Here is a 17,657-nt window from a genome sequence, read left to right as displayed (position 1 = left end):
ACAAATCATGGGAGGAACCGGGACACGCTTGTGAACGCGTTCACATTCACAAGCATTATGTCGTACTGGCTGTCGGGATCCGCACGGGGGTCCCCTTACTGGGAGGAACGCCACAGGGGGCGGGCGCGGCGGGCCACCGGACCGGAACTCACCGGGTAGAGCCCACCGGGTAGAGCTCACCGGCTGGAGCTCACCGGTCGGAGCTCACTGGGTGGACAGGGGCTTCCGGGGAACTTCAACATCTTGTTGAATCCGCCGCATGACGCGCATTCGCATCTCCTGGCCGGCCGGACACACCACGGCGACGGTCGAGGACACCCCGACCGCCAAGGCCCTGCTCGCGAAACTGCCGCTGAGCTCGACGGCGAACACCTGGGGCGAGGAGGTCTACTTCGACACGGGCGTCAGCGTCCCGGCCGAGGAGGACGCCCGCCAGGTCGTGGAGCCCGGCACCGTCGCCTTCTGGACGGACGGCGACGCCCTCGCCCTCCCCTACGGCCCCACGCCGATCTCGCGAGGCGATGAATGCCGCCTCGCGAGCCCGTGCAATCTGCTCGGCCGGCTCGACGGGGACCCGCGGGTGCTCGCGACGGTGCGCGGCGGCGACCCGATCCGCGTCGAACTGGCCTGATCCGCCGAGCGGTCAGAGCTCCTTGCGGAACTGCTGCGCCGCGTGCAGGAAGATGTCGTTGGCCTCGGTCTCGCCGATCGTGGCCCGCATCCCCTCACCGGCGAAGGGACGCACGACGACACCGGCCGCCTCGCAGGCCGCCGCGAAGTCCATCGTCCGGTCCCCCAGGCGCAGCCACACGAAGTTCGCCTGCGTCTCGGGAACCGTCCAGCCCTGCTCGCGCAGCGCGTTCACGACGCGGGTGCGCTCGGACACCAGCGTGCCGACCCGGCCGAGCAGCTCGTCCTCCGCGCGCAGCGAGGCCACGGCCGCGTCCTGCGCGAGCTGGCTGACGCCGAAGGGCACCGCCGTCTTGCGCAGCGCGGCGGCCACCGGCTCATGGGCGATGGCGAAGCCGACCCGCAGCCCGGCCAGACCATAGGCCTTGGAGAAGGTGCGCAGCACCGCCACGTTGGGCCGGTCCCGGTAGATCTCCACGCCGTCCGGCACCTCGGCGTCCCGGATGAACTCGCGGTACGCCTCGTCGAGCACGACGAGCACGTCGGAGGGCACCCGGTCCAGGAAGCGCTCCAGCTCGGCCCGGCGCACCACGGTGCCCGTGGGGTTGTTGGGGTTGCAGACGAAGATGAGACGCGTGCGGTCCGTGATGGCGTCGGCCATCGCGTCCAGGTCGTGCACCTCGCCGTCGGTGAGCGGCACCTTGACCGAGGTCGCGCCGCTGATCTGCGTGATGATCGGGTACGCCTCGAAGGAGCGCCAGGCGTAGATCACCTCGTCACCGGGGCCGCTGGTCGCCTGGAGCAGCTGCTGCGCGACGCCGACCGAGCCGGTGCCGGTGGCCAGGTGGGTCACCGGGACGCCGAAGCGGTCCGACAGCTCGTTCATCAGGCCCGTGCAGGCCATGTCCGGGTACCGGTTGAAGGTCCCGGCCGCGGCCACCGCCTGCTCCATGACGCCGGGGAGCGGCGGATACGGGTTCTCGTTGGAGGAGAGCTTGTACGCCACCGGGCCCCCGGCAGCCGCGGGCTTGCCCGGCTTGTAGGTGGGAATACCCGCCAGCTCGGCACGCAGCTTGGGGTTCGTCTCGCTCACCGCAGTCCTCCTAAGGCCACCGTTCCAATACTGCACACCTTAAGAGGATTCGGCGCGTGCCCCAATGGGGCGGAGCCAGGAGGTGCCCGCGCGGGGTCCGGGCGGCACACGAGGAGCGCCGACGGGCGCACCCTCGGCACTCCCGAGGCGTGCGTCTCAGGGGGGAGCGCTCAGCGCCCTGGCGCGCGCCGGTGGCTTGCGCCGTGGCGCGCATCACCCGTGAAGGTGAGTTGAGACCTGTTCGCAACATCGCCGACTTGGCAGGCCCACGCGCACCGACAAGTGAGGTATTACAGTCAGGACCAGTAACTGCCTTTCATTCCATGGTCATTGACGATGTATCACCTTGCAGAAACGTGCCTGTCAACCCCGGCATATGCGCCCCCGCCATGCAGCCGCATGAGCCCTACTATCGGCTCGCCATGACAGCAGCAGGGAAGCACCAGGTGAGCCGGGCGGAGACCACCCGCAGGGGCACCCGGCAGGGACGGGCGGGCATCAGAGACGTTGCCGCCGCCGCCGGGGTCTCCATCACGACTGTCTCCGATGCGCTCAACGGCAAGGGCCGGCTCCCCGACGCCACCCGACGCCATGTCCGCGAGGTCGCCGACCGGCTGGGCTATCGCCCTTCCGCGGCCGCCCGCACGCTCCGTACCGGCAAGTCGGGCCTCATCGGTCTGACCGTGACGACGTACGGGGATGAACCTTTCACCTTCACGGAGTTCGCGTACTTCGCGGAGATGGCGAGAGCCGCGACCTCGGCCGCGCTCGCCCGCGGCTACGCCCTCGTCATCCTGCCCGCCACCTCACGTCACGACGTGTGGTCGAACGTCGCGCTCGACGGCACCGTCGTCATCGACCCCTCCGACCACGACCCGGTCGTCACCGAGCTGGTCCGCCAGGGCCTGCCGGTCGTCTCCGACGGACGTCCCGCGGGCACCCTGCCCGTGACCGCCTGGGTCGACAACGACCACGAGGCCGCCGTCCTCGGCATCCTCGACCACCTCGCCGAGGCCGGCGCCCGCCGCATCGGCCTGCTCACCGGCACCACCACGGACACCTACACCCATCTGTCCACCTCCGCCTACCTGCGCTGGTGCGAGCGAGTCGGCCAGGAGCCGGTCTACGAGTCCTACCCCGCGCACGACCCGTGCGCGGGCGCCGTCGCCGCCGACCGGCTGCTCGCCCGGCCCGACCGCCCGGACGCCGTCTACGGCCTCTTCGACCCCAACGGCACGGACCTGCTCGCCGCGGCCCGCCGCTACGGCCTGCGCGTCCCGGACGACCTGCTGCTCGTCTGCTGCAGCGAGTCCACGATGTACGCCAACACCGAGCCGCCCATCACGACGCTCTCGCTGAAGCCCCGGCGCATCGGCACGGCCGTCGTCCAGCTCCTGATCGACGCCATCGAGGGCGTCGAGTCCGACCAGCCGGTCGAGCAGGTGATACCGACCGAACTGATCGTGCGCGCCTCCTCGCAGCGCCGCCCGCACCGCACCACCGTCAGTCCGCCCCGCTCCCCGGGCAAGGGCTGACCGCCGCCCGCCGCCTCCGCGCGCCCGTGACCGAGAGGAAAAGTCCACACCAATTCGGGAGAAAAGCACGGGGAACAGCCGTCCGTCACGGATTCACCACCCCTGGTGCATCACACAGCCCGAGCGGCGTTCCTATGATGGGCGGACGACACCGCGGGCCGCTGCGACCAGGCAGTCCGATCCGGTGCACAGGCGGCGCAAGGGTGGAGGGGTCGATGACTCAGGGGGCCGGTCAGGGATCCGCAGCGCGCACGGAGACGCTGCGTGACTTCCGTGTTCCCGCGTACGTCCACGACGTACCGACGAGCATGGTGCCCGCCGACCCCGTCCCCGGCCCTGTTCCCGGCCCGGGCGCGGCTCCCGACGAGGACACCGCGGCCTACCCGGACGGCTACACCCCGACCGAGCGGAACCTCCCGGTCATCAACCGCGGGGACACCGTCCAGGTCGAGCTCCCGCAGCCCGTGCCGACGGCCCCCGCGGCCGACGGCCTCGGCCCGCTGTACGTCGTCGGCGACGTGCACGGCTACCTCGACGAGCTGATCGCGGCGCTGCGGGACAAGGGTCTGCTCGACGAGGAAGGCAACTGGGCCGCGGGCAACGCGCGCCTGTGGTTCCTCGGCGACTTCACCGACCGCGGCCCCGACGGCATCGGCGTCATCGACCTGGTCATGCGCCTCTCCGCCGAGGCCGCCGCGGCGGGCGGCTACTGCAAGGCGCTGATGGGCAACCACGAGCTGCTGCTGCTCGGCGCCAAGCGGTTCGGCGACACCCCCGTCAACTCCGGCGCGGGCACCGCCACCTTCCAGGCGGCCTGGTTGCTGAACGGCGGGCAGAAGTCCGACATGGACCGCCTGCAGGACGTGCACCTGCAGTGGATGTCCCGGCTCGACGCGATCGAGATCGAGGACGACCACCTCCTCATGCACTCCGACACCACCGCCTACCTCGACTACGGCGACTCGATCGAGGCGGTCAACGACACGGTCCGCGAGACCCTCACGCGCAACGACGCGGACGAGTGCTGGGACCTGTTCCGCAAGTTCACCAAGCGCTTCGCGTTCCGCGACGAGGAGTCCGGGCCCGGCGCGGTCCGCGAGCTGCTCGGCGCGTACGGCGGCTCGCGCGTCGTCCACGGCCACAGCCCGATCCCGTACCTGCTGGGCGAGGTCGGCGGCGAGGACGCCGACGGCGAGGACAGCAGGCCGGCCGTCGAGGGACCGCACGTGTACGCCGGCGGTCTGGCGATCGCCATGGACGGCGGCGTGACCATGGCCGGAAAGCTGCTGGTCCAGCAACTCCCCATGGATGAATGAGGGTTGACCGGGCAGGCGCGTAAGCGGAGGATCCGGCTGGCCACCGGGCCAATTTCCGGAAACCCCCTGTCACCGCGTGCCGTGACCGCTCTACCATCGGCTTATCCGTAGCAGGCTCCCCTCCGTTTCTGCCCTACGGCTCGTAACCATGCGGGCCACCAAGCCCTACGGAGCATCGGGGGATGCACATGAACAGCGCTCCGCAATTGCTGAACGAGGACCGCCCCGAGTTCGAGCGGATCCTCGATGAGGCGCTGCGTACCGCGACCGACCGCCCTGATCTCGCCGCCGTGGGCAGGCGGCTCAACCCCGAACAGCTGCGCACCATGGCGCTGGGCGCCGCCGCACTCATCAACACCGCGGCCGCCACCGAGTACCAGCACTTCCTCAAGGTCCGCGAGGACGTCCGCACCGCCCCGCGGCCCGTCCGGCCCGAAGGGGAGGGAGACAGCCCCGCCGCGACGGCAGGCACCGGTCCGATCGGGCTCGTCGCGGAGACGGCGGGACCGGGCGTCGCCGCGGTCGCCGTCGTCCTCGCCCCGGTCCTCGCCGGTACGGCCGCCGCGATCTTCCTGCTGGTCGGCTACATCCTGAAGATGCTCGACCCGGCACCGGACTTCGCCGACACGATGCTGATGGCGGGCTGGATCTTCGCGGCCTGCACCGCGGCGGGGATCCTCGTCGCGGCCGTCTGCCTGCTCCTCGCGGCGCTGCGCAACGGTTCGACGTCGGTGCGGGCCGGTGCGCCGGACGAGGCCGACGAGGCCCTGGCACGGGCCAGGGAGGCCTGGGGAGAGGCTCTGCTCGAGCGCGGCATCGTGCCGTTCCTGCGGGAGGCCCAGACGGACCCGCAGGCGGGCGGCGCACCGCTCGGCGGGGGCCACGGCGGCCCCGCCGGCCGCATGCCGCAGCTCGGCTACAACCGGCCGGGGTTCACGAGTCCGGAGAGCGGCGGTGGCACGGCCACGGGCCAGCGCGCCGGCTTCTCCAGCCCGGACTTCACGAGCCCGGACTTCGGCGGCCCCGAGCACCGGCCGGACTGACGCCCGGCGGCGCGCGGGGCCGTGATCCCGGCCCGGGTCGGCCCGAAGGCCCCCGGGCCCTCCGTCATGCGGTCATGCCGTCGTGTTCCCGGGCGCGGGGTCGCCGTCCACGCGGTCCGATCCGGTCAGGCTCAGCAGGTGCTCGCCCGTCGCGTACAGCTCGACCAGCAGCGCGCGCAGGGCCCGCCCCGCCTCGGTCAGCTCGTACCGCGTCCGCACCGGGAAGCCGCGGTGCCGTTCGACCGTGACCAGCCCCCGTGCCCGGAGCGCGTGGAGCCGCTCGCTGAGCACCTTCGGGGACAGCTCGGGGAGCAGGGCGCGCAGTTCCGTGAAGCCGCGGGGGCCGCCCATCAGCTCGCGCAGCAGGAGCGTGGTCCAGCGGCCGGAGACCGCCGCGAGGGCCACCTCCACCGGGCAGTCCGCCTCGGGACGGCGGGTGCGGCCCGCCGGACCGGGGACCAACTCCGCGTCCCACACGTGGGTTTCCGTTTGGTGACGTATGCCGAGGGGCTGTTCGCTGGCCGCATGACGCATCCCACCAGTCTGCCCCTGGCCCGCAGCGCCGCCGAGCACCCGTTCGTCTTCGAGCGGGCCTTCAACACCTTCGATCCGGCGGCCGTGGACCGGCTCTACGAGCCCGGCGCCGGCTTCGTTCCGGAACACGGACGCCTGGTCACCGGGCCGGACCGGTTCCGCGCCAACGACGCGTTCCTGCGGCTGCGGGTTCCGATCCGGGTCGCTCCCCGGCACACGTACGTCGTCGGCGATCTGGCCCTGCTGATCGTCGACTTCGTCATCGAGGGGGTCGCCGCGCACGGGGACGGCGTGCGCGTCGAGGGGACCGCGACGGATGTGGCGCGGCGCGGCCCGGACGGCTTCTGGCGCTATGTGATCGACAACCCGTTCGGCGGCGCGGGCCCGCCCGCGACGCCCTGAGTGCCCCCGGGCGGGGGGCGCGGGGGCGGGGGCGGGGTGCGACCCGGGGTGGGGTCAAGGGGCAGCGGCAGGTACACGCGGTTGCCGCTCGCCGCGAACTCCTTCGACTTCTGCTCCATGCCCGCCTCGACCTCGGACTTGGTCGAACCGTGCTCGCGGCGGATGTCCTGCGAGATCTTCATCGAGCAGAACTTCGGACCGCACATCGAGCAGAAGTGCGCGGTCTTCGCGGGCTCGGCCGGGAGGGTCTCGTCGTGGAACTCCCGTGCCGTGTCCGGGTCGAGGGCCAGGTTGAACTGGTCCTCCCAGCGGAACTCGAAGCGGGCGTCCGACAGCGCGTCGTCCCACTCCTGCGCGCCCGGGTGCCCCTTGGCGAGGTCGGCCGCGTGCGCCGCGATCTTGTAGGTGATGACGCCGGTCTTCACGTCGTCCTTGTTCGGCAGGCCCAGGTGCTCCTTGGGCGTGACGTAACAGAGCATCGCGGTGCCCCACCAGGCGATCATCGCGGCGCCGATGCCGGACGTGATGTGGTCGTACGCCGGGGCGACGTCGGTGGTCAGCGGGCCGAGCGTGTAGAACGGCGCCTCCTCGCAGATCTCCTGCTGAAGGTCGATGTTCTCCTTGATCTTGTGCATCGGGACGTGGCCCGGGCCCTCGATCATGGTCTGCACGTTGTGCCGCTTGGCGATGGAGTTCAGCTCGCCGAGCGTGCGCAGCTCCGCGAACTGGGCCTCGTCGTTGGCGTCCGCGATGGAGCCGGGGCGCAGGCCGTCGCCGAGCGAGTACGTCACGTCGTACGCCGCGAGGATCTCGCAGAGCTCCTCGAAGTTCTCGTAGAGGAAGCTCTCCTTGTGGTGCGCGAGGCACCAGGCGGCCATGATCGAGCCGCCGCGCGAGACGATGCCGGTCTTGCGGTTGGCGGTCAGCGGCACGTACGGGAGGCGGACGCCGGCGTGGACCGTCATGTAGTCCACGCCCTGCTCGGCCTGCTCGATGACCGTGTCCTTGTAGATCTCCCAGGTCAGCTCCTCGGCCTTGCCGTCGACCTTCTCGAGGGCCTGGTAGAGCGGCACGGTGCCGATCGGGACGGGGGAGTTGCGCAGCACCCACTCGCGGGTGGTGTGGATGTTGCGGCCGGTGGAGAGGTCCATGACCGTGTCGGCGCCCCACTTGGTCGCCCAGGTCATCTTCTCCACCTCCTCCTCGATGGAGCTGGTCACGGCCGAGTTGCCGATGTTGGCGTTGACCTTCACCAGGAACCGCTTGCCGATGATCATCGGCTCGATCTCCGGGTGGTTCACGTTCGCCGGCAGGACCGCCCGGCCGGCCGCGATCTCGTCGCGGACGACCTCGGGCGCGACGTTCTCCCGGATCGCCACGTACTCCATCTCCGGGGTGATCTCGCCCCGGCGGGCGTACGCGAGCTGGGTCACGGCCTGGCCGGACCGGCCCCGGCGCGGCTGGCGCGGGCGGCCCGGGAAGACGGCGTCGAGGTTCTTCAGCCCACCGCGCGGGGAGGTGTGCTTGATGCCGTCGTCCTCGGGGCGGACGGGGCGTCCCGCGTACTCCTCGGTGTCGCCGCGGCCGATGATCCAGTTCTCCCGCAGCGGCGCGAGGCCCCTGCGGACATCGGTGTCGACGGTCGGATCGGTGTACGGGCCGGAGGTGTCGTAGAGCGTGACGTCCTGCCCGTTGGTGAGGTGCACCTGGCGGACCGGCACCTTGAGGTCGGGGCGAGAGCCCTCGATGTACCCCTTGTGCCAGCCGATGGACTTCCCGGCCTCCGGCTCAGAGCCGTTGGAGGCAGGCGTGCGTGCGTCCGTTGTGGTCATGAGACCTACTCCCTACGCCGGCATTACCCGGTAACAGGTTCGGCGGTCGACGCAGCGGCTCTCGTTCCACGGCGTTCCACGTTTCACGTGAAACACGCGCTGGGACGAAGGTCAGCGCCCTCTCAGCCCGGTGCTCCGAGCTCCCGCGTTTGCAAAGGTGCCCCCACGCTAGCGTCATGACGGACACGTTGAACAGAGGGCCCCTCCCGTTCTTGCGATGATCGGGCGGTGACCACGACGCATGAGCCCGCGCCTCCCTCGTCCCCGACGCCGCACGGCCACTCCCACAGCCACGGCCCGGCGGCCCCCGTCTCCCGGCATCTGCGGAAGGTCATCGCGGCTGTCCTGATCCCGTTCTCCGTGGCGGTCGTGGTGGGTCTGGCGGTGCTGTGGCCGGGCGGCGCACCGGCCCACGACCGCACCGGCGTGGGCTTCGACCGGCAGACGCAGCAGGCGACGGTGGCCCGCATCGAGAAGGTCGACTGCAAATCCGTGCACGCCTCGGGCGGGGCGACGACCGGAGACCCGGGCACAGGCACGGGCGCGGGCGCGGGTCCGACCGGTGGGAAGCCGGGGGCCGCCGCGGGCGAGTGCGAGAACGCGACGGTGCGCGTGGACACCGGCAAGGACAAGGGCCGTACCTTCGTCGAGGTCGTGCAGCCGGACTCGCCCCGCCAGCTGCACGAGGGCCAGCAGGTGATCGTCGCCTACGCGCCCGACGCCCCGAAGAACCTCCAGTACGCGGTCACCGACGTGAACCGGAAGATCCCCATGACACTGCTCGCCGGGATCTTCGCCCTGGCGGTGGTCGTGGTGGGCCGCATGCGCGGGGTCATGGCGCTCGTCGCGCTCGCGATCAGCTTCATGGTGCTGACCTTCTTCATCCTCCCCGCGATCCTCCAGGGCTCGAACCCGCTGGTGGTGGCGGTGGTCGGGGCCAGCGCGATCATGCTCATCGCGCTCTACATGTGCCACGGCCTGTCGGCCCGCACCTCCGTCGCGGTGCTCGGCACCCTCGCCTCGCTGCTGCTGATCGGTCTGCTCGGCTCGCTGTTCATCGGCTGGGCCGCGCTGACCGGCAACACCGACGACAGCACCGGTCTGATCCACGGCCTGTACCCGGACATCGACATGAGCGGTCTGCTGCTCGCCGGCGTCATCATCGGCTCGCTCGGTGTCCTGGACGACGTGACGGTCACCCAGACCTCGGCGGTCTGGGAGCTGCACGAGGCGAACCCGTCGATGGGCTGGCGCGGTCTGTACCGGGCGGCCATCCGGATCGGCCGCGACCACATCGCGTCGGTCGTGAACACCCTGGTGCTCGCGTACGCGGGCGCGGCGCTGCCGCTCCTGCTGCTCTTCTCGATCGCGCAGAGCAGCGTGTCCGACGTCGCCAACAGCGAACTGGTCGCCGAGGAGATCGTGCGCACGCTGGTCGGCTCGATCGGCCTGGTCGCCTCCGTGCCGGTGACGACCCTGCTGGCCGCTCTGGTGGTGTCCGCCGACCGCCCCGGGTCCCACGGACCCACGCAGGCCCCTGCGGGGAGGTCCGGCCGGGGCCGGCGACGCAAGCGCTGAACCGTCGCGCGGAACTGCTCGGGCGCACCGCGCTGCTGAAGCGTTACGTCTGCCGTGGCGTGGGCTGCCGGGAGGTCAGCCCGCGCTCTGCTCCTCGGCCAGGATCCGGTCGAGGGCCTGGTCGAGATCGGCCTCGAAATCGGCCATCGCCTGCTCCTGGCCGAGCGGGACCAGCTTGTCCGTGCGGTCCAGGAACGCGATGATCGGCGCGACCCCGGCCCGGAACAGGGCCTGGTCGCTGCCGACCTGCAGCCTGATGTGGACCTCGCCGGGCAGCTCGTCGGTGTCACGGCCGCCCGCCGGCTCCACGGGGGAGACCCGGACATCGCCGTCGCCAGTCGCCCCGTTGACCCCGTCGACGAGCAGCTCGCGGCCGAACGCCCAGGTCACCGGAGCGTCTCCGGGAAGGTGGAAGGTGAGCCGCACCGCGTACGGATCCGTGGGCTCGTACTTGAGCTCCACCGGGATACGGAACGAGAGCTCCTCGGAGACGAGGAAGCTCATCATGACCTCTGCCTGAACTGCTTGTACCGACTCGCGCATCGCCTACCCCGTCAACTTGCCGTCGATTGGCCAGGAATGAGCTTCCTGACACTGTCGCATCTTGCTCAACGTACACAGGGGATCACAAGGAGTGAGTTTTCAGATGCTGATAGAGAAGGCGAGTGTCGCTACGAGTCGCCCGATCTCGTGCTGCAGCCGGCGTGCCACCGGCAGGAGCCTTTCCGCCTGGTGAGCTGGGAGGGAGACCGCCAGAGTGGCCGCCGTCGAGCCGATCGTGATGGGAAACGCGGCACATGCGGTGCCGAGCGCGTACTCCTGTCTTTCGACGAGCGGTTCCATCCGTCCGGCCCCGTCCAGCTTGCGCAGCAGTGACTGATCGTCACGAACGGAGTAGGGCGTGATGGACCGCGCGGGATAGCGGTCGAGGTGGTCGCGGCGGGCGCGGTCGTCGAGCTGGGAGAGCAGGCACTGCCCGATCGCGTGCGCGTGGCCCGTCTCGCGGAAGTCGGCCCATTCCTCGACGGCCGGGTTGGCCGGAGTGTCGGCGACATCGACGAGCTCGATCTCGCCGTCGCGGTAGATCGCGAAGTAGACGGGGACGCCGATGGTGTCCCGCCAGTGCCGCAGCGCGTCGGTGATCATGCTGCGACGATTCTGCTGGGCCGCCGCGCTGCTGAGGCGCTCGGCCGCCTCACCGAAGACGAAGAGGCCCTGCTCCTTGCGGAGATATCCCTCGTGGGTGAGCGTGCGCAGCAGGTGGTAGGCGGTGGGGAGGGCGACACCGGCCTCCCGGGCGAGCTGCTTGGCCGGGGCCCCGTCCTCGTGTGCCGCGACCGCTTCGAGCAGCCGCATGGCCCGCTGCACGGAGCCGATGAGTGTCTGCGGGGCTGGGGGTGCGGAGTCAGCAGCCGTGGCCAAGGTTCGCTCCCGATGCGTGAGGCCCCCGATACCCAGGGCTCACGGGGGTGAAGCCGTCGGAATCCGGACTTTAAACCTTGGCCACCGCGGGGCGTAGACCCGGAACGGAAACTTCCCCCGGTCGTGCGAACCTTCGCGGGACGCGACGACCGGGGCCCTCGGGTGTGTCCTGCGCGCCCGTCACCAGTCGCTGCGCGACGAGGACCCCGCCATGAACTTCCGTACGACGTAGACGAGCCCACCGACCAGGGCGGCGAACACCAGCACCTTGAACAGCAGCCAGACAACGAAGTTGACGATGCTGAAGATCAGCCCGCCGAACACGACCAGGGCGATGAACGGCACCGCGACCCACTTCACCCACCACGGCATGCTCGCGAATATCTCTCGCACTGCCCTCGCTCCTTCGTTCGCGGCCCCCGACCGGGGACTCCTCCGACGTCCTGTACTCGATGCTGACATGCCGAAGCGCCGTCCGGGGCCCTCGGACCCCTTGTCCTCCCCTGACCCGACCCTGAGGGAACCCTGGGGTCCGGCATCGGCCGCACGGTGGGGGAGCTCAGCCCTCCGGCGGCGAGAAGACGACCATCACCCGCAGGTCCTCGCTGATGTGGTGGAACTTGTGGGCCACGCCGGCCGGGACGTACACGACGCTGCCGCGCCCGACCTGGGTGGTCTCCATGCCGACGGTGATCGAGGCGCGCCCGCTGACCACGAGGTAGACCTCGTCCTGCTGGTGCGGCTGCTGCGGGTCGTGCTCCCCCGCGTTCAGCGCGTAGAGCCCGACCGACATGTTCCGCTCGCGCAGAAACTGCAGATACGCACCGTCGTTGGCGGCCCGCTCCGCCTCCAGTTCGTCCAGCCGGAATGCCTTCATCGCTGCTCGTCCGCCCCTGTCCACCCTCGTCAACGCGCTTGTCTGCCACGATCAGACACATGAAGAATTTCGTAGTCAAGACGCTCGCCAACGCGGGGGCCCTCGCCGTCGCCGTCTGGCTGCTCGACAAGATCACGCTCACCGGGGACAGCACCGGCAAGAAGGTCGGCACCCTGCTCCTGGTGGCCCTGATCTTCGGTCTGGTCAACTTCCTCGTGAAGCCCGTCGTGAAGGTGCTCACCTTCCCGCTCTTCATCCTCACCCTGGGCCTGATCACGCTGATCGTGAACGCCCTGATGCTGATGCTGACCTCCTGGCTCGCCGACAAGCTGGACCTCAGCTTCCACGTCGACGGCTTCTGGACCGCGGTCCTCGGCGGCCTGATCATCTCGATCGTCTCGTGGGCGCTGAACGTCGTGCTGCCCGACGACAAGGACTGACGCCCGCCATGACCTTCCGCGTGTGCTTCGTCTGCACGGGCAACATCTGCCGGTCCCCCATGGCCGAGCACGTGTTCCGCTCCCGCGTCCGGGAGGCCGGGCTCACCGGTCTCGTCGAGGTGGACAGCGCGGGCACGGACGGCTGGCACGAGGGCGACGGCGCCGATCCGCGCACCGCCCACGTCCTCCGGGAGGCCGGCCACGACTCGGGGCACACCGCCCGTCAGTTCCGGCGCGACTGGTTCGACCGGCTCGATCTGATCGTCGCCCTCGACGCGGGGCACCTGCGCACGCTGCGCCGGCTGGCCCCGACACCTCAGGACGCGGAGAAGGTGCGGCTCCTGCGCTCCTTCGACCCGTCCGCCGATCCGGACGACCTCGACGTCCCCGACCCGTACTACGGCGACGCGGCCGGTTTCGAGCACTGCCTCAAGCTCGTCGAAGCGGCGAGCGACGGTCTCCTGGACGCCGTACGCGCCCGGCTCGACGCCTAGCACCGAGCACCCGCCGCACATGACGGACGGTCCGAGCCTCCCCCCTCGTGGCTCGGACCGTCCCGGTTCTGCGCGCGAAGAACCGCACCAACAAGGCTAGTTGACTCTGTGTCAGTGTCCAATCACGGTAGCGACAGAGACCTATCGACATATTTATAGTGGGGCGCGACCGGGGACCCCGGAGGGGAGGGACGTCGTCACCCATGGATCTCGCCCTGCTGCGCACCTTCGTGACCGTCCATCGAGCCGGGTCCTTCACCCGGGCCGCCGCGCTGCTCGGGCTCTCGCAGCCCGCCGTGACCTCCCAGATCCGCACCCTGGAGCGCCAGCTGGGGCGCCCGCTGTTCCTCCGGCAGGCGCGCGGCGTCACACCCACGACCATCGGCGACGAACTGGCCCACAAGGCGGCCCCGCATCTCGACGCCCTCGTGGAGATCACCGAGGCCGGACTCGACGAGGAGTCCTCCGTACGGACCCTGCACCTCGCCGGGCCGCCGGAGTTCACCGCCGAGCGCGCCCTGCCCGCCCTCACCGCACTGACCCGCGACGACGGCCACGGCATCGCCCTGCGGGCCACCTTCGGCACGGCCGAGGAGTCCCTCGAAGGCCTCGGCGCCGGACATCATGATCTGGCCATCACCACCGCCCGGCCGCGCGGCGCCCTGCTCACCGCGACCCCGCTCTGCGACGAGGAGCACGTCCTGGTCGCGGCACCGCGGTGGGCGGCCCGGATCGGCCCGGGAAAGCTGCACCGGGACGCCGCGCCCTCCCTGGAGAAGTTCCCGGTCGTCGAGGTGCACGAGTCGCTCCCGCTCGTCTCCCGCTACTGGACCGCGGTCTTCGACACACGCCCCGCCGTGTCCGGGACGGTCGTCGTTCCTGATCTACGCGCGGTGCTGGCCTGCGTCGCCTCGGGCGCCGGCCTCGCCGTCGTGCCCCGCTATCTGGCCGCGCCCGCCCTGGAGAGCGGGGAGCTCGTCGCGCTGCTCGACCCGCCCGTGCCGCCCCTGCGCACGTACTTCCTCGTCGTCCGCACCGGCACACTCGCCCTGCCGCACATCGCGCGGGCGCACGAGTGGCTGCTCCGCGCCGCCGTCGACTGGACGTGAGGAAGACCGAAGGGGACAAGGACGGTGCGGGATGTTTCACGTGGAACCGTCGGGGCCACATTTCTCCCATGACCGTACGACCCGTGGTCAAGCGCACCGCACGCGCCATCCTGCTCGACGGCGACCGCCTCATCCTGATCAAGCGGACCAAGCCCGGCGTCGACCCGTACTGGCTGACCCCCGGCGGCGGCGTCGAGGCCGAGGACACCACCGTCGTGGACGCCCTGCACCGCGAGGTGCACGAGGAACTGGGCGCCAAGATCACCGACGTGGTGCCCTGCTTCGTCGACACCGTCGAGCACATCGGTGACGACGGCGGCGCGACCGGAGTGAAGGTCCAGCACTTCTTCGTCTGCCGGCTGGAGTCGATGGACCTCACCCAGCGGCACGGCCCCGAGATCGACGAGCCGTGCGGCGAGTACGAGATCGTCCGGGTGCCGTTCACCCGCGTCGGGATCGCCTCGGTCCATCTCGTCCCGCTCTCCCTGCGCCACTACCTGGACGGCAACATCGAGGGCGTACGCGCGATGCACGCCCCCGATCTGGGCTGATCCCCACGAAGCGGGCCGGCGGACCGCCCGCGTACGCCGGAGCCAGTACACGGAAATACTCCCGCCGTCAGACGTGCTCGGCGCCCGTGCGCGGCACCGTGTTTCACGTGAAACTTCAGCGCCGCCCTCGACGGGCACTCCTCGTTGTCCACGTCGCCGCCTCCGCCTGCTGGCTGGGCGTCACGCTCGGGCTGCTCGCGCTGGCCGTCACCGCGACGACCACCGGGGCCGGCCCGGCCGTGGAGGCCTCCGCCCGCGCCATGAAGCTCTTCGCGGACTGGCTGGTGATCCCGCTCGCCCTGCTGACCCTGCTGAGCGGCCTCGTGCTCTCGCTCGGCACCCCCTGGGGCCTGGCCCGGCACCGGTGGGTCTACGTCAAGTTCTGGCTCACCCTCGCCACGACCGCCGCATCGGTCTTCGCCCTGCGGCCGGGTGTGAACGACGCCGTGACCACCCTCGCGGCGGGCGGGCAGCTGTCCCGCCCGACCGATCTCCTCGCCGGGCCCGTCGTCTCGCTGACCTCGTACGTCTTCATGACGGCCGTCTCGGTGCTCAAGCCCTGGGGTCTGACCCGACGTGGCCGAAAGCACCGTGTCGACGCCCGCAAAGCGGTGGACGACAGGGTGCCGCATCCGACAGCCTGACCTGCGTGTCGACACCTTCGCTCTCCGACCTGCCCATCCGCCGCCTCACCCCGCGTGATCTCCAGGCCTGCGCCGACCTCTCCGAGGACCGGGGCTGGCCACGCGAGGAGCACAAATGGGGTCTGCTGCTCGCCGCCGGAACCGGCTACGGCATCGACGACCCCGACGGCGGACTCGTCACCGCCTGCGTGGTGACGGACTACGGCTCCCGGGAGCGGCCCGAGCTCCGCGCCATCGGCATGGTCCTCGTCGCCGAGCGCCACGCCCGCAAGGGGATCGGCCGGCGTCTGATGCGGCACATCGTCGAGGCCGCGGGCACCACTCCGCTGACCCTGCACGCGACGCCGTACGGGCGGCCGCTCTACGAGGAGCTCGGCTTCAAGGTCACCGGGCGGGCCGAGATGGTGCGCGGCCGGTTCACCCCGGACGGCACGGACTCGCCGGTCCGAACCCGTCCAGCCACCGCCGAGGACCTTCCGGCGATCCTGCGCCTGGACGCAGAGGTCTTCGGCTCCGACCGCACCCACGTCATCACCAGGCTTCCGGCCTTCGCGGACCAGCTGCGCGTCGCCGAGGACGGCACGGGGATCACCGGCTACGCCGCCGCCTGGCCCAACATGGACACCCATGTCATCGGCCCGCTGATCGCCCGGGACACCGCGACCGCGAAGGCCCTCGTCGCCTCGCTCGCGGAGGGCACCGACCGGCCGTTGCGCACCGACGTCGACGTCCGTCACGAGGAACTGCTCGTCTGGCTGAAGGAGCGCGGCCTCGAAGGCATCGCCATGAACGCGGTGATGAACTTCGCCGCGCCGGACCTCCCCGGCGACTGGACCCGTCGCTTCGCCCCGCTGACGGTGGCCGCCGGCTGAGCCACCGCGACCGGACCAGAATCCGCCCCCGAGCACCGCGTGACCGTGGCCGCTCAGGGGCGGATCTGCGAGACGGGGGTCGGGAAAGCCGATGCGGGCCGCAGAACAGGGTGCGAGGGCTCACCGCGATCACCGCTCCCAGTTACTTGCACACGCTGGCAATTTCACGCCATCGACTACCCTGGTGCGCAGCCACTCCGGAACGGAGGATCCACCCGACATGACCGCCACAGACCCCGCACTCACCGCCCTCGCCCAGGGCTGGTGCGCCCTCTCCCTGCTCCACGGGAGGATCGAGGCCCACATCGAGCGCGCCCTGCAGTCCCGCCACGACCTGAGCGTGCGCGCGTACTCCCTGCTGGACGTCCTCAGCCGTCAGCACGACGGAGAGGGCGGCCACCTCCAGATGAAGCAGGTCGCCGACGCCGTCGTCCTGAGCCAGAGCGCCACCACCCGCCTCGTCACCCGCCTCGAGGACCGCGGCCTGCTCATGCGCTACCTGTGCCCCACCGACCGGCGCGGCATCTACACCAACGTCTCCGACCAGGGACTCCAGCTCCTCGCCGAAGCCCGCCCCACCAACGAGACCGCCCTGCGCGAAGCCCTCGACGCCGCGGCCGAGAACCCCGAGCTGGCCCCGCTCGTCCGGGCCGTCGAGGGACTCCGCACGCCCGTGTAAAAGGGGCTGAGGCCCCGCGCCCGTCCGCTTAGGCTGCGGCCATGGAAGAAGATCTTGAGATCAGGCAGGCCGCGGCCAAGGACGTCCCGGAGATCGTCGCGATGCTGGCGGACGATCCGCTCGGAGCCACGCGCGAGTCGCCGGACGACCTCACGCCGTACCTCACCGCGCTCGCGCGACTGACCGACGACCCGAACCAGCATGTCGTCGTCGCCGTGCGCGGCGAGCGCGTCGTCGGCACCCTGCAGCTCACGGTCGTCCCCGGCCTCTCCCGCAAGGGATCCACGCGCTCGATCATCGAGGGCGTGCGCGTGCACGGCGACGAGCGTGGCAGCGGTCTGGGGACACGGCTCATCACCTGGGCCGTCGAGGAATCCCGGCGCCAGGAATGCCAGTTGGTCCAGCTGACCTCCGACGCGACCCGCACCGACGCCCATCGCTTCTACGAACGCCTCGGCTTCAAGGCCTCGCACGTGGGCTTCAAGCTCCAGCTCTGAGGCGCGGGCGGGGGGGGGGGGGACAAAGCGCGCGGGCGGGGAGGGGGGTGGCGCGGGGGGGGGGCGCCCCCCCCCCGGGCCCACCCCCCCGCCCCCCCCGCGCCGCGGG

At 70.9% G+C, this 17,657-nt stretch carries 21 protein-coding genes and 1 riboswitch; of the genes, 14 read left to right on the top strand and 7 right to left on the bottom strand.

Annotated elements, in window-relative coordinates; all coding sequences use genetic code 11:
* Positions 1 to 259 precede the first annotated feature (259 nt).
* The gene (locus tag ACFW9D_RS03710; protein WP_188337918.1) at positions 260 to 631 is read left to right on the top strand and encodes a cyclophilin-like fold protein; all 372 of its coding nucleotides are present in this window, start codon (positions 260 to 262) and stop codon (positions 629 to 631) included.
* A 12-nt stretch (positions 632 to 643) separates the two neighbouring features.
* On the opposite strand, the gene hisC is transcribed toward ACFW9D_RS03710, so the two are convergent.
* Positions 644 to 1,723: a histidinol-phosphate transaminase gene (gene hisC, locus ACFW9D_RS03705; RefSeq protein WP_384617329.1), complete on the bottom strand. Its 1,080-nt coding sequence runs from the start codon at positions 1,721 to 1,723 to the stop codon at positions 644 to 646.
* 422 nt (positions 1,724 to 2,145) lie between these two features.
* Between hisC and ACFW9D_RS03700 the strand changes: the two genes are divergently transcribed.
* The 3 genes from ACFW9D_RS03700 to ACFW9D_RS03690 all read left to right on the top strand — a co-directional run bounded on the left by ACFW9D_RS03700 (position 2,146) and on the right by ACFW9D_RS03690 (position 5,617).
* Positions 2,146 to 3,258 (top strand): LacI family DNA-binding transcriptional regulator, encoded by a 1,113-nt coding sequence (locus tag ACFW9D_RS03700; protein WP_188337920.1) that lies wholly within the window; start codon positions 2,146 to 2,148, stop codon positions 3,256 to 3,258.
* Between the two features lie 215 nt (positions 3,259 to 3,473).
* A complete protein-coding gene (locus ACFW9D_RS03695) occupies positions 3,474 to 4,574 on the top strand; it encodes a metallophosphoesterase (protein ID WP_188337921.1) in 1,101 nt (366 codons plus the stop codon).
* Between the two features lie 182 nt (positions 4,575 to 4,756).
* Positions 4,757 to 5,617: a hypothetical protein gene (locus ACFW9D_RS03690; RefSeq protein ID WP_384617325.1), complete on the top strand. Its 861-nt coding sequence runs from the start codon at positions 4,757 to 4,759 to the stop codon at positions 5,615 to 5,617.
* Between the two features lie 72 nt (positions 5,618 to 5,689).
* Here the strand turns inward: ACFW9D_RS03690 and ACFW9D_RS03685 are convergent, their stop codons facing one another.
* Positions 5,690 to 6,094: a winged helix-turn-helix transcriptional regulator gene (locus ACFW9D_RS03685; protein ID WP_384617322.1), complete on the bottom strand. Its 405-nt coding sequence runs from the start codon at positions 6,092 to 6,094 to the stop codon at positions 5,690 to 5,692.
* A gap of 48 nt (positions 6,095 to 6,142) precedes the next feature.
* Here ACFW9D_RS03685 and ACFW9D_RS03680 point away from each other — a divergent pair, with 48 nt between their 5' ends.
* Positions 6,143 to 6,553, top strand: a complete 411-nt coding sequence (locus ACFW9D_RS03680; protein WP_384617319.1) for a YybH family protein — start codon at positions 6,143 to 6,145, stop codon at positions 6,551 to 6,553.
* On the opposite strand, the gene thiC is transcribed toward ACFW9D_RS03680, so the two are convergent.
* Complete coding sequence (gene thiC, locus ACFW9D_RS03675) at positions 6,502 to 8,385, bottom strand: phosphomethylpyrimidine synthase ThiC (protein ID WP_384617316.1); 1,884 nt, start codon at positions 8,383 to 8,385, stop codon at positions 6,502 to 6,504. The two genes, ACFW9D_RS03680 and thiC, sit on opposite strands and share 52 nt — an antisense overlap.
* Positions 8,378 to 8,542: riboswitch (TPP riboswitch) on the bottom strand. It overlaps the preceding gene by 8 nt.
* 71 nt (positions 8,543 to 8,613) lie before the next feature.
* On the opposite strand from thiC, the gene ACFW9D_RS03670 reads away from it, so the two are divergent.
* Entirely contained in the window at positions 8,614 to 9,963 is a 1,350-nt protein-coding gene (locus ACFW9D_RS03670; protein WP_384617314.1) for a YibE/F family protein, read from the top strand.
* A gap of 75 nt (positions 9,964 to 10,038) precedes the next feature.
* Here ACFW9D_RS03670 and ACFW9D_RS03665 read toward each other — a convergent pair whose 3' ends face one another.
* The 4 genes from ACFW9D_RS03665 to ACFW9D_RS03650 form a co-directional block, all read right to left on the bottom strand.
* Complete coding sequence (locus ACFW9D_RS03665; RefSeq protein WP_188337927.1) at positions 10,039 to 10,506, bottom strand: SsgA family sporulation/cell division regulator; 468 nt, start codon at positions 10,504 to 10,506, stop codon at positions 10,039 to 10,041.
* 99 nt (positions 10,507 to 10,605) lie between these two features.
* Positions 10,606 to 11,385 carry an IclR family transcriptional regulator gene (locus ACFW9D_RS03660; RefSeq protein WP_384617311.1) on the bottom strand — a complete coding sequence of 260 codons (780 nt, stop codon included), beginning with the start codon at positions 11,383 to 11,385 and terminating at the stop codon, positions 10,606 to 10,608.
* Positions 11,386 to 11,565: 180 nt separating this feature from the next.
* Positions 11,566 to 11,778, bottom strand: coding sequence for a DUF5326 family protein (locus ACFW9D_RS03655; protein ID WP_188337928.1), 213 nt, complete (start codon positions 11,776 to 11,778; stop codon positions 11,566 to 11,568).
* 166 nt (positions 11,779 to 11,944) lie between these two features.
* On the bottom strand, positions 11,945 to 12,262 hold the full coding sequence (locus ACFW9D_RS03650) for a cupin domain-containing protein (RefSeq protein WP_188337929.1): 318 nt from the start codon (positions 12,260 to 12,262) through the stop codon (positions 11,945 to 11,947).
* A 59-nt stretch (positions 12,263 to 12,321) separates the two neighbouring features.
* On the opposite strand from ACFW9D_RS03650, the gene ACFW9D_RS03645 reads away from it, so the two are divergent.
* From ACFW9D_RS03645 to ACFW9D_RS03610, 8 genes are all read left to right on the top strand, one after another.
* Positions 12,322 to 12,702, top strand: a complete 381-nt coding sequence (locus ACFW9D_RS03645) for a phage holin family protein (RefSeq protein WP_188337930.1) — start codon at positions 12,322 to 12,324, stop codon at positions 12,700 to 12,702.
* A gap of 8 nt (positions 12,703 to 12,710) precedes the next feature.
* Entirely contained in the window at positions 12,711 to 13,196 is a 486-nt protein-coding gene (locus ACFW9D_RS03640) for a low molecular weight protein-tyrosine-phosphatase (protein ID WP_384617307.1), read from the top strand.
* 203 nt (positions 13,197 to 13,399) lie between these two features.
* Complete coding sequence (locus tag ACFW9D_RS03635) at positions 13,400 to 14,305, top strand: LysR family transcriptional regulator (protein ID WP_188337932.1); 906 nt, start codon at positions 13,400 to 13,402, stop codon at positions 14,303 to 14,305.
* A 68-nt stretch (positions 14,306 to 14,373) separates the two neighbouring features.
* Complete coding sequence (locus tag ACFW9D_RS03630) at positions 14,374 to 14,856, top strand: NUDIX domain-containing protein (RefSeq protein WP_384617305.1); 483 nt, start codon at positions 14,374 to 14,376, stop codon at positions 14,854 to 14,856.
* Positions 14,857 to 14,963: 107 nt separating this feature from the next.
* Complete coding sequence (locus ACFW9D_RS03625; protein WP_384617303.1) at positions 14,964 to 15,500, top strand: DUF2269 domain-containing protein; 537 nt, start codon at positions 14,964 to 14,966, stop codon at positions 15,498 to 15,500.
* Positions 15,501 to 15,505: 5 nt separating this feature from the next.
* Positions 15,506 to 16,372: a GNAT family N-acetyltransferase gene (locus ACFW9D_RS03620; RefSeq protein ID WP_384617301.1), complete on the top strand. Its 867-nt coding sequence runs from the start codon at positions 15,506 to 15,508 to the stop codon at positions 16,370 to 16,372.
* Positions 16,373 to 16,592: 220 nt separating this feature from the next.
* On the top strand, positions 16,593 to 17,051 hold the full coding sequence (locus ACFW9D_RS03615) for a MarR family winged helix-turn-helix transcriptional regulator (protein WP_384617299.1): 459 nt from the start codon (positions 16,593 to 16,595) through the stop codon (positions 17,049 to 17,051).
* A gap of 41 nt (positions 17,052 to 17,092) precedes the next feature.
* The gene (locus ACFW9D_RS03610; protein WP_384617296.1) at positions 17,093 to 17,548 is read left to right on the top strand and encodes a GNAT family N-acetyltransferase; all 456 of its coding nucleotides are present in this window, start codon (positions 17,093 to 17,095) and stop codon (positions 17,546 to 17,548) included.
* Positions 17,549 to 17,657: the final 109 nt, after the last annotated feature.

It is taken from the genome of Streptomyces sp. NPDC059524, from assembly GCF_042749255.1.
GTDB classification, from domain to species: Bacteria; Actinomycetota; Actinomycetes; order Streptomycetales; family Streptomycetaceae; genus Streptomyces; species Streptomyces xanthii.
This window is presented reverse-complemented; position numbering and strand designations above follow the sequence as displayed.

What these genes read in the sequence shown, in the direction of transcription:
- ACFW9D_RS03710 (WP_188337918.1), top strand. Translation starts at nt 260, where the DNA reads ATGACGCGCATTCGCATCTCCTGGCCGGCCGGACACACCACGGCGACG.
- ACFW9D_RS03700 (WP_188337920.1), top strand. Translation starts at nt 2,146, where the DNA reads ATGACAGCAGCAGGGAAGCACCAGGTGAGCCGGGCGGAGACCACCCGC.
- ACFW9D_RS03695 (WP_188337921.1), top strand. Translation starts at nt 3,474, where the DNA reads ATGACTCAGGGGGCCGGTCAGGGATCCGCAGCGCGCACGGAGACGCTG.
- ACFW9D_RS03690 (WP_384617325.1), top strand. Translation starts at nt 4,757, where the DNA reads ATGCACATGAACAGCGCTCCGCAATTGCTGAACGAGGACCGCCCCGAG.
- ACFW9D_RS03680 (WP_384617319.1), top strand. Translation starts at nt 6,143, where the DNA reads ATGACGCATCCCACCAGTCTGCCCCTGGCCCGCAGCGCCGCCGAGCAC.
- thiC (WP_384617316.1), bottom strand. Translation starts at nt 8,385, where the DNA reads ATGACCACAACGGACGCACGCACGCCTGCCTCCAACGGCTCTGAGCCG.
- ACFW9D_RS03665 (WP_188337927.1), bottom strand. Translation starts at nt 10,506, where the DNA reads ATGCGCGAGTCGGTACAAGCAGTTCAGGCAGAGGTCATGATGAGCTTC.
- ACFW9D_RS03650 (WP_188337929.1), bottom strand. Translation starts at nt 12,262, where the DNA reads ATGAAGGCATTCCGGCTGGACGAACTGGAGGCGGAGCGGGCCGCCAAC.
- ACFW9D_RS03645 (WP_188337930.1), top strand. Translation starts at nt 12,322, where the DNA reads ATGAAGAATTTCGTAGTCAAGACGCTCGCCAACGCGGGGGCCCTCGCC.
- ACFW9D_RS03640 (WP_384617307.1), top strand. Translation starts at nt 12,711, where the DNA reads ATGACCTTCCGCGTGTGCTTCGTCTGCACGGGCAACATCTGCCGGTCC.
- ACFW9D_RS03635 (WP_188337932.1), top strand. Translation starts at nt 13,400, where the DNA reads ATGGATCTCGCCCTGCTGCGCACCTTCGTGACCGTCCATCGAGCCGGG.
- ACFW9D_RS03630 (WP_384617305.1), top strand. Translation starts at nt 14,374, where the DNA reads ATGACCGTACGACCCGTGGTCAAGCGCACCGCACGCGCCATCCTGCTC.
- ACFW9D_RS03615 (WP_384617299.1), top strand. Translation starts at nt 16,593, where the DNA reads ATGACCGCCACAGACCCCGCACTCACCGCCCTCGCCCAGGGCTGGTGC.
- ACFW9D_RS03610 (WP_384617296.1), top strand. Translation starts at nt 17,093, where the DNA reads ATGGAAGAAGATCTTGAGATCAGGCAGGCCGCGGCCAAGGACGTCCCG.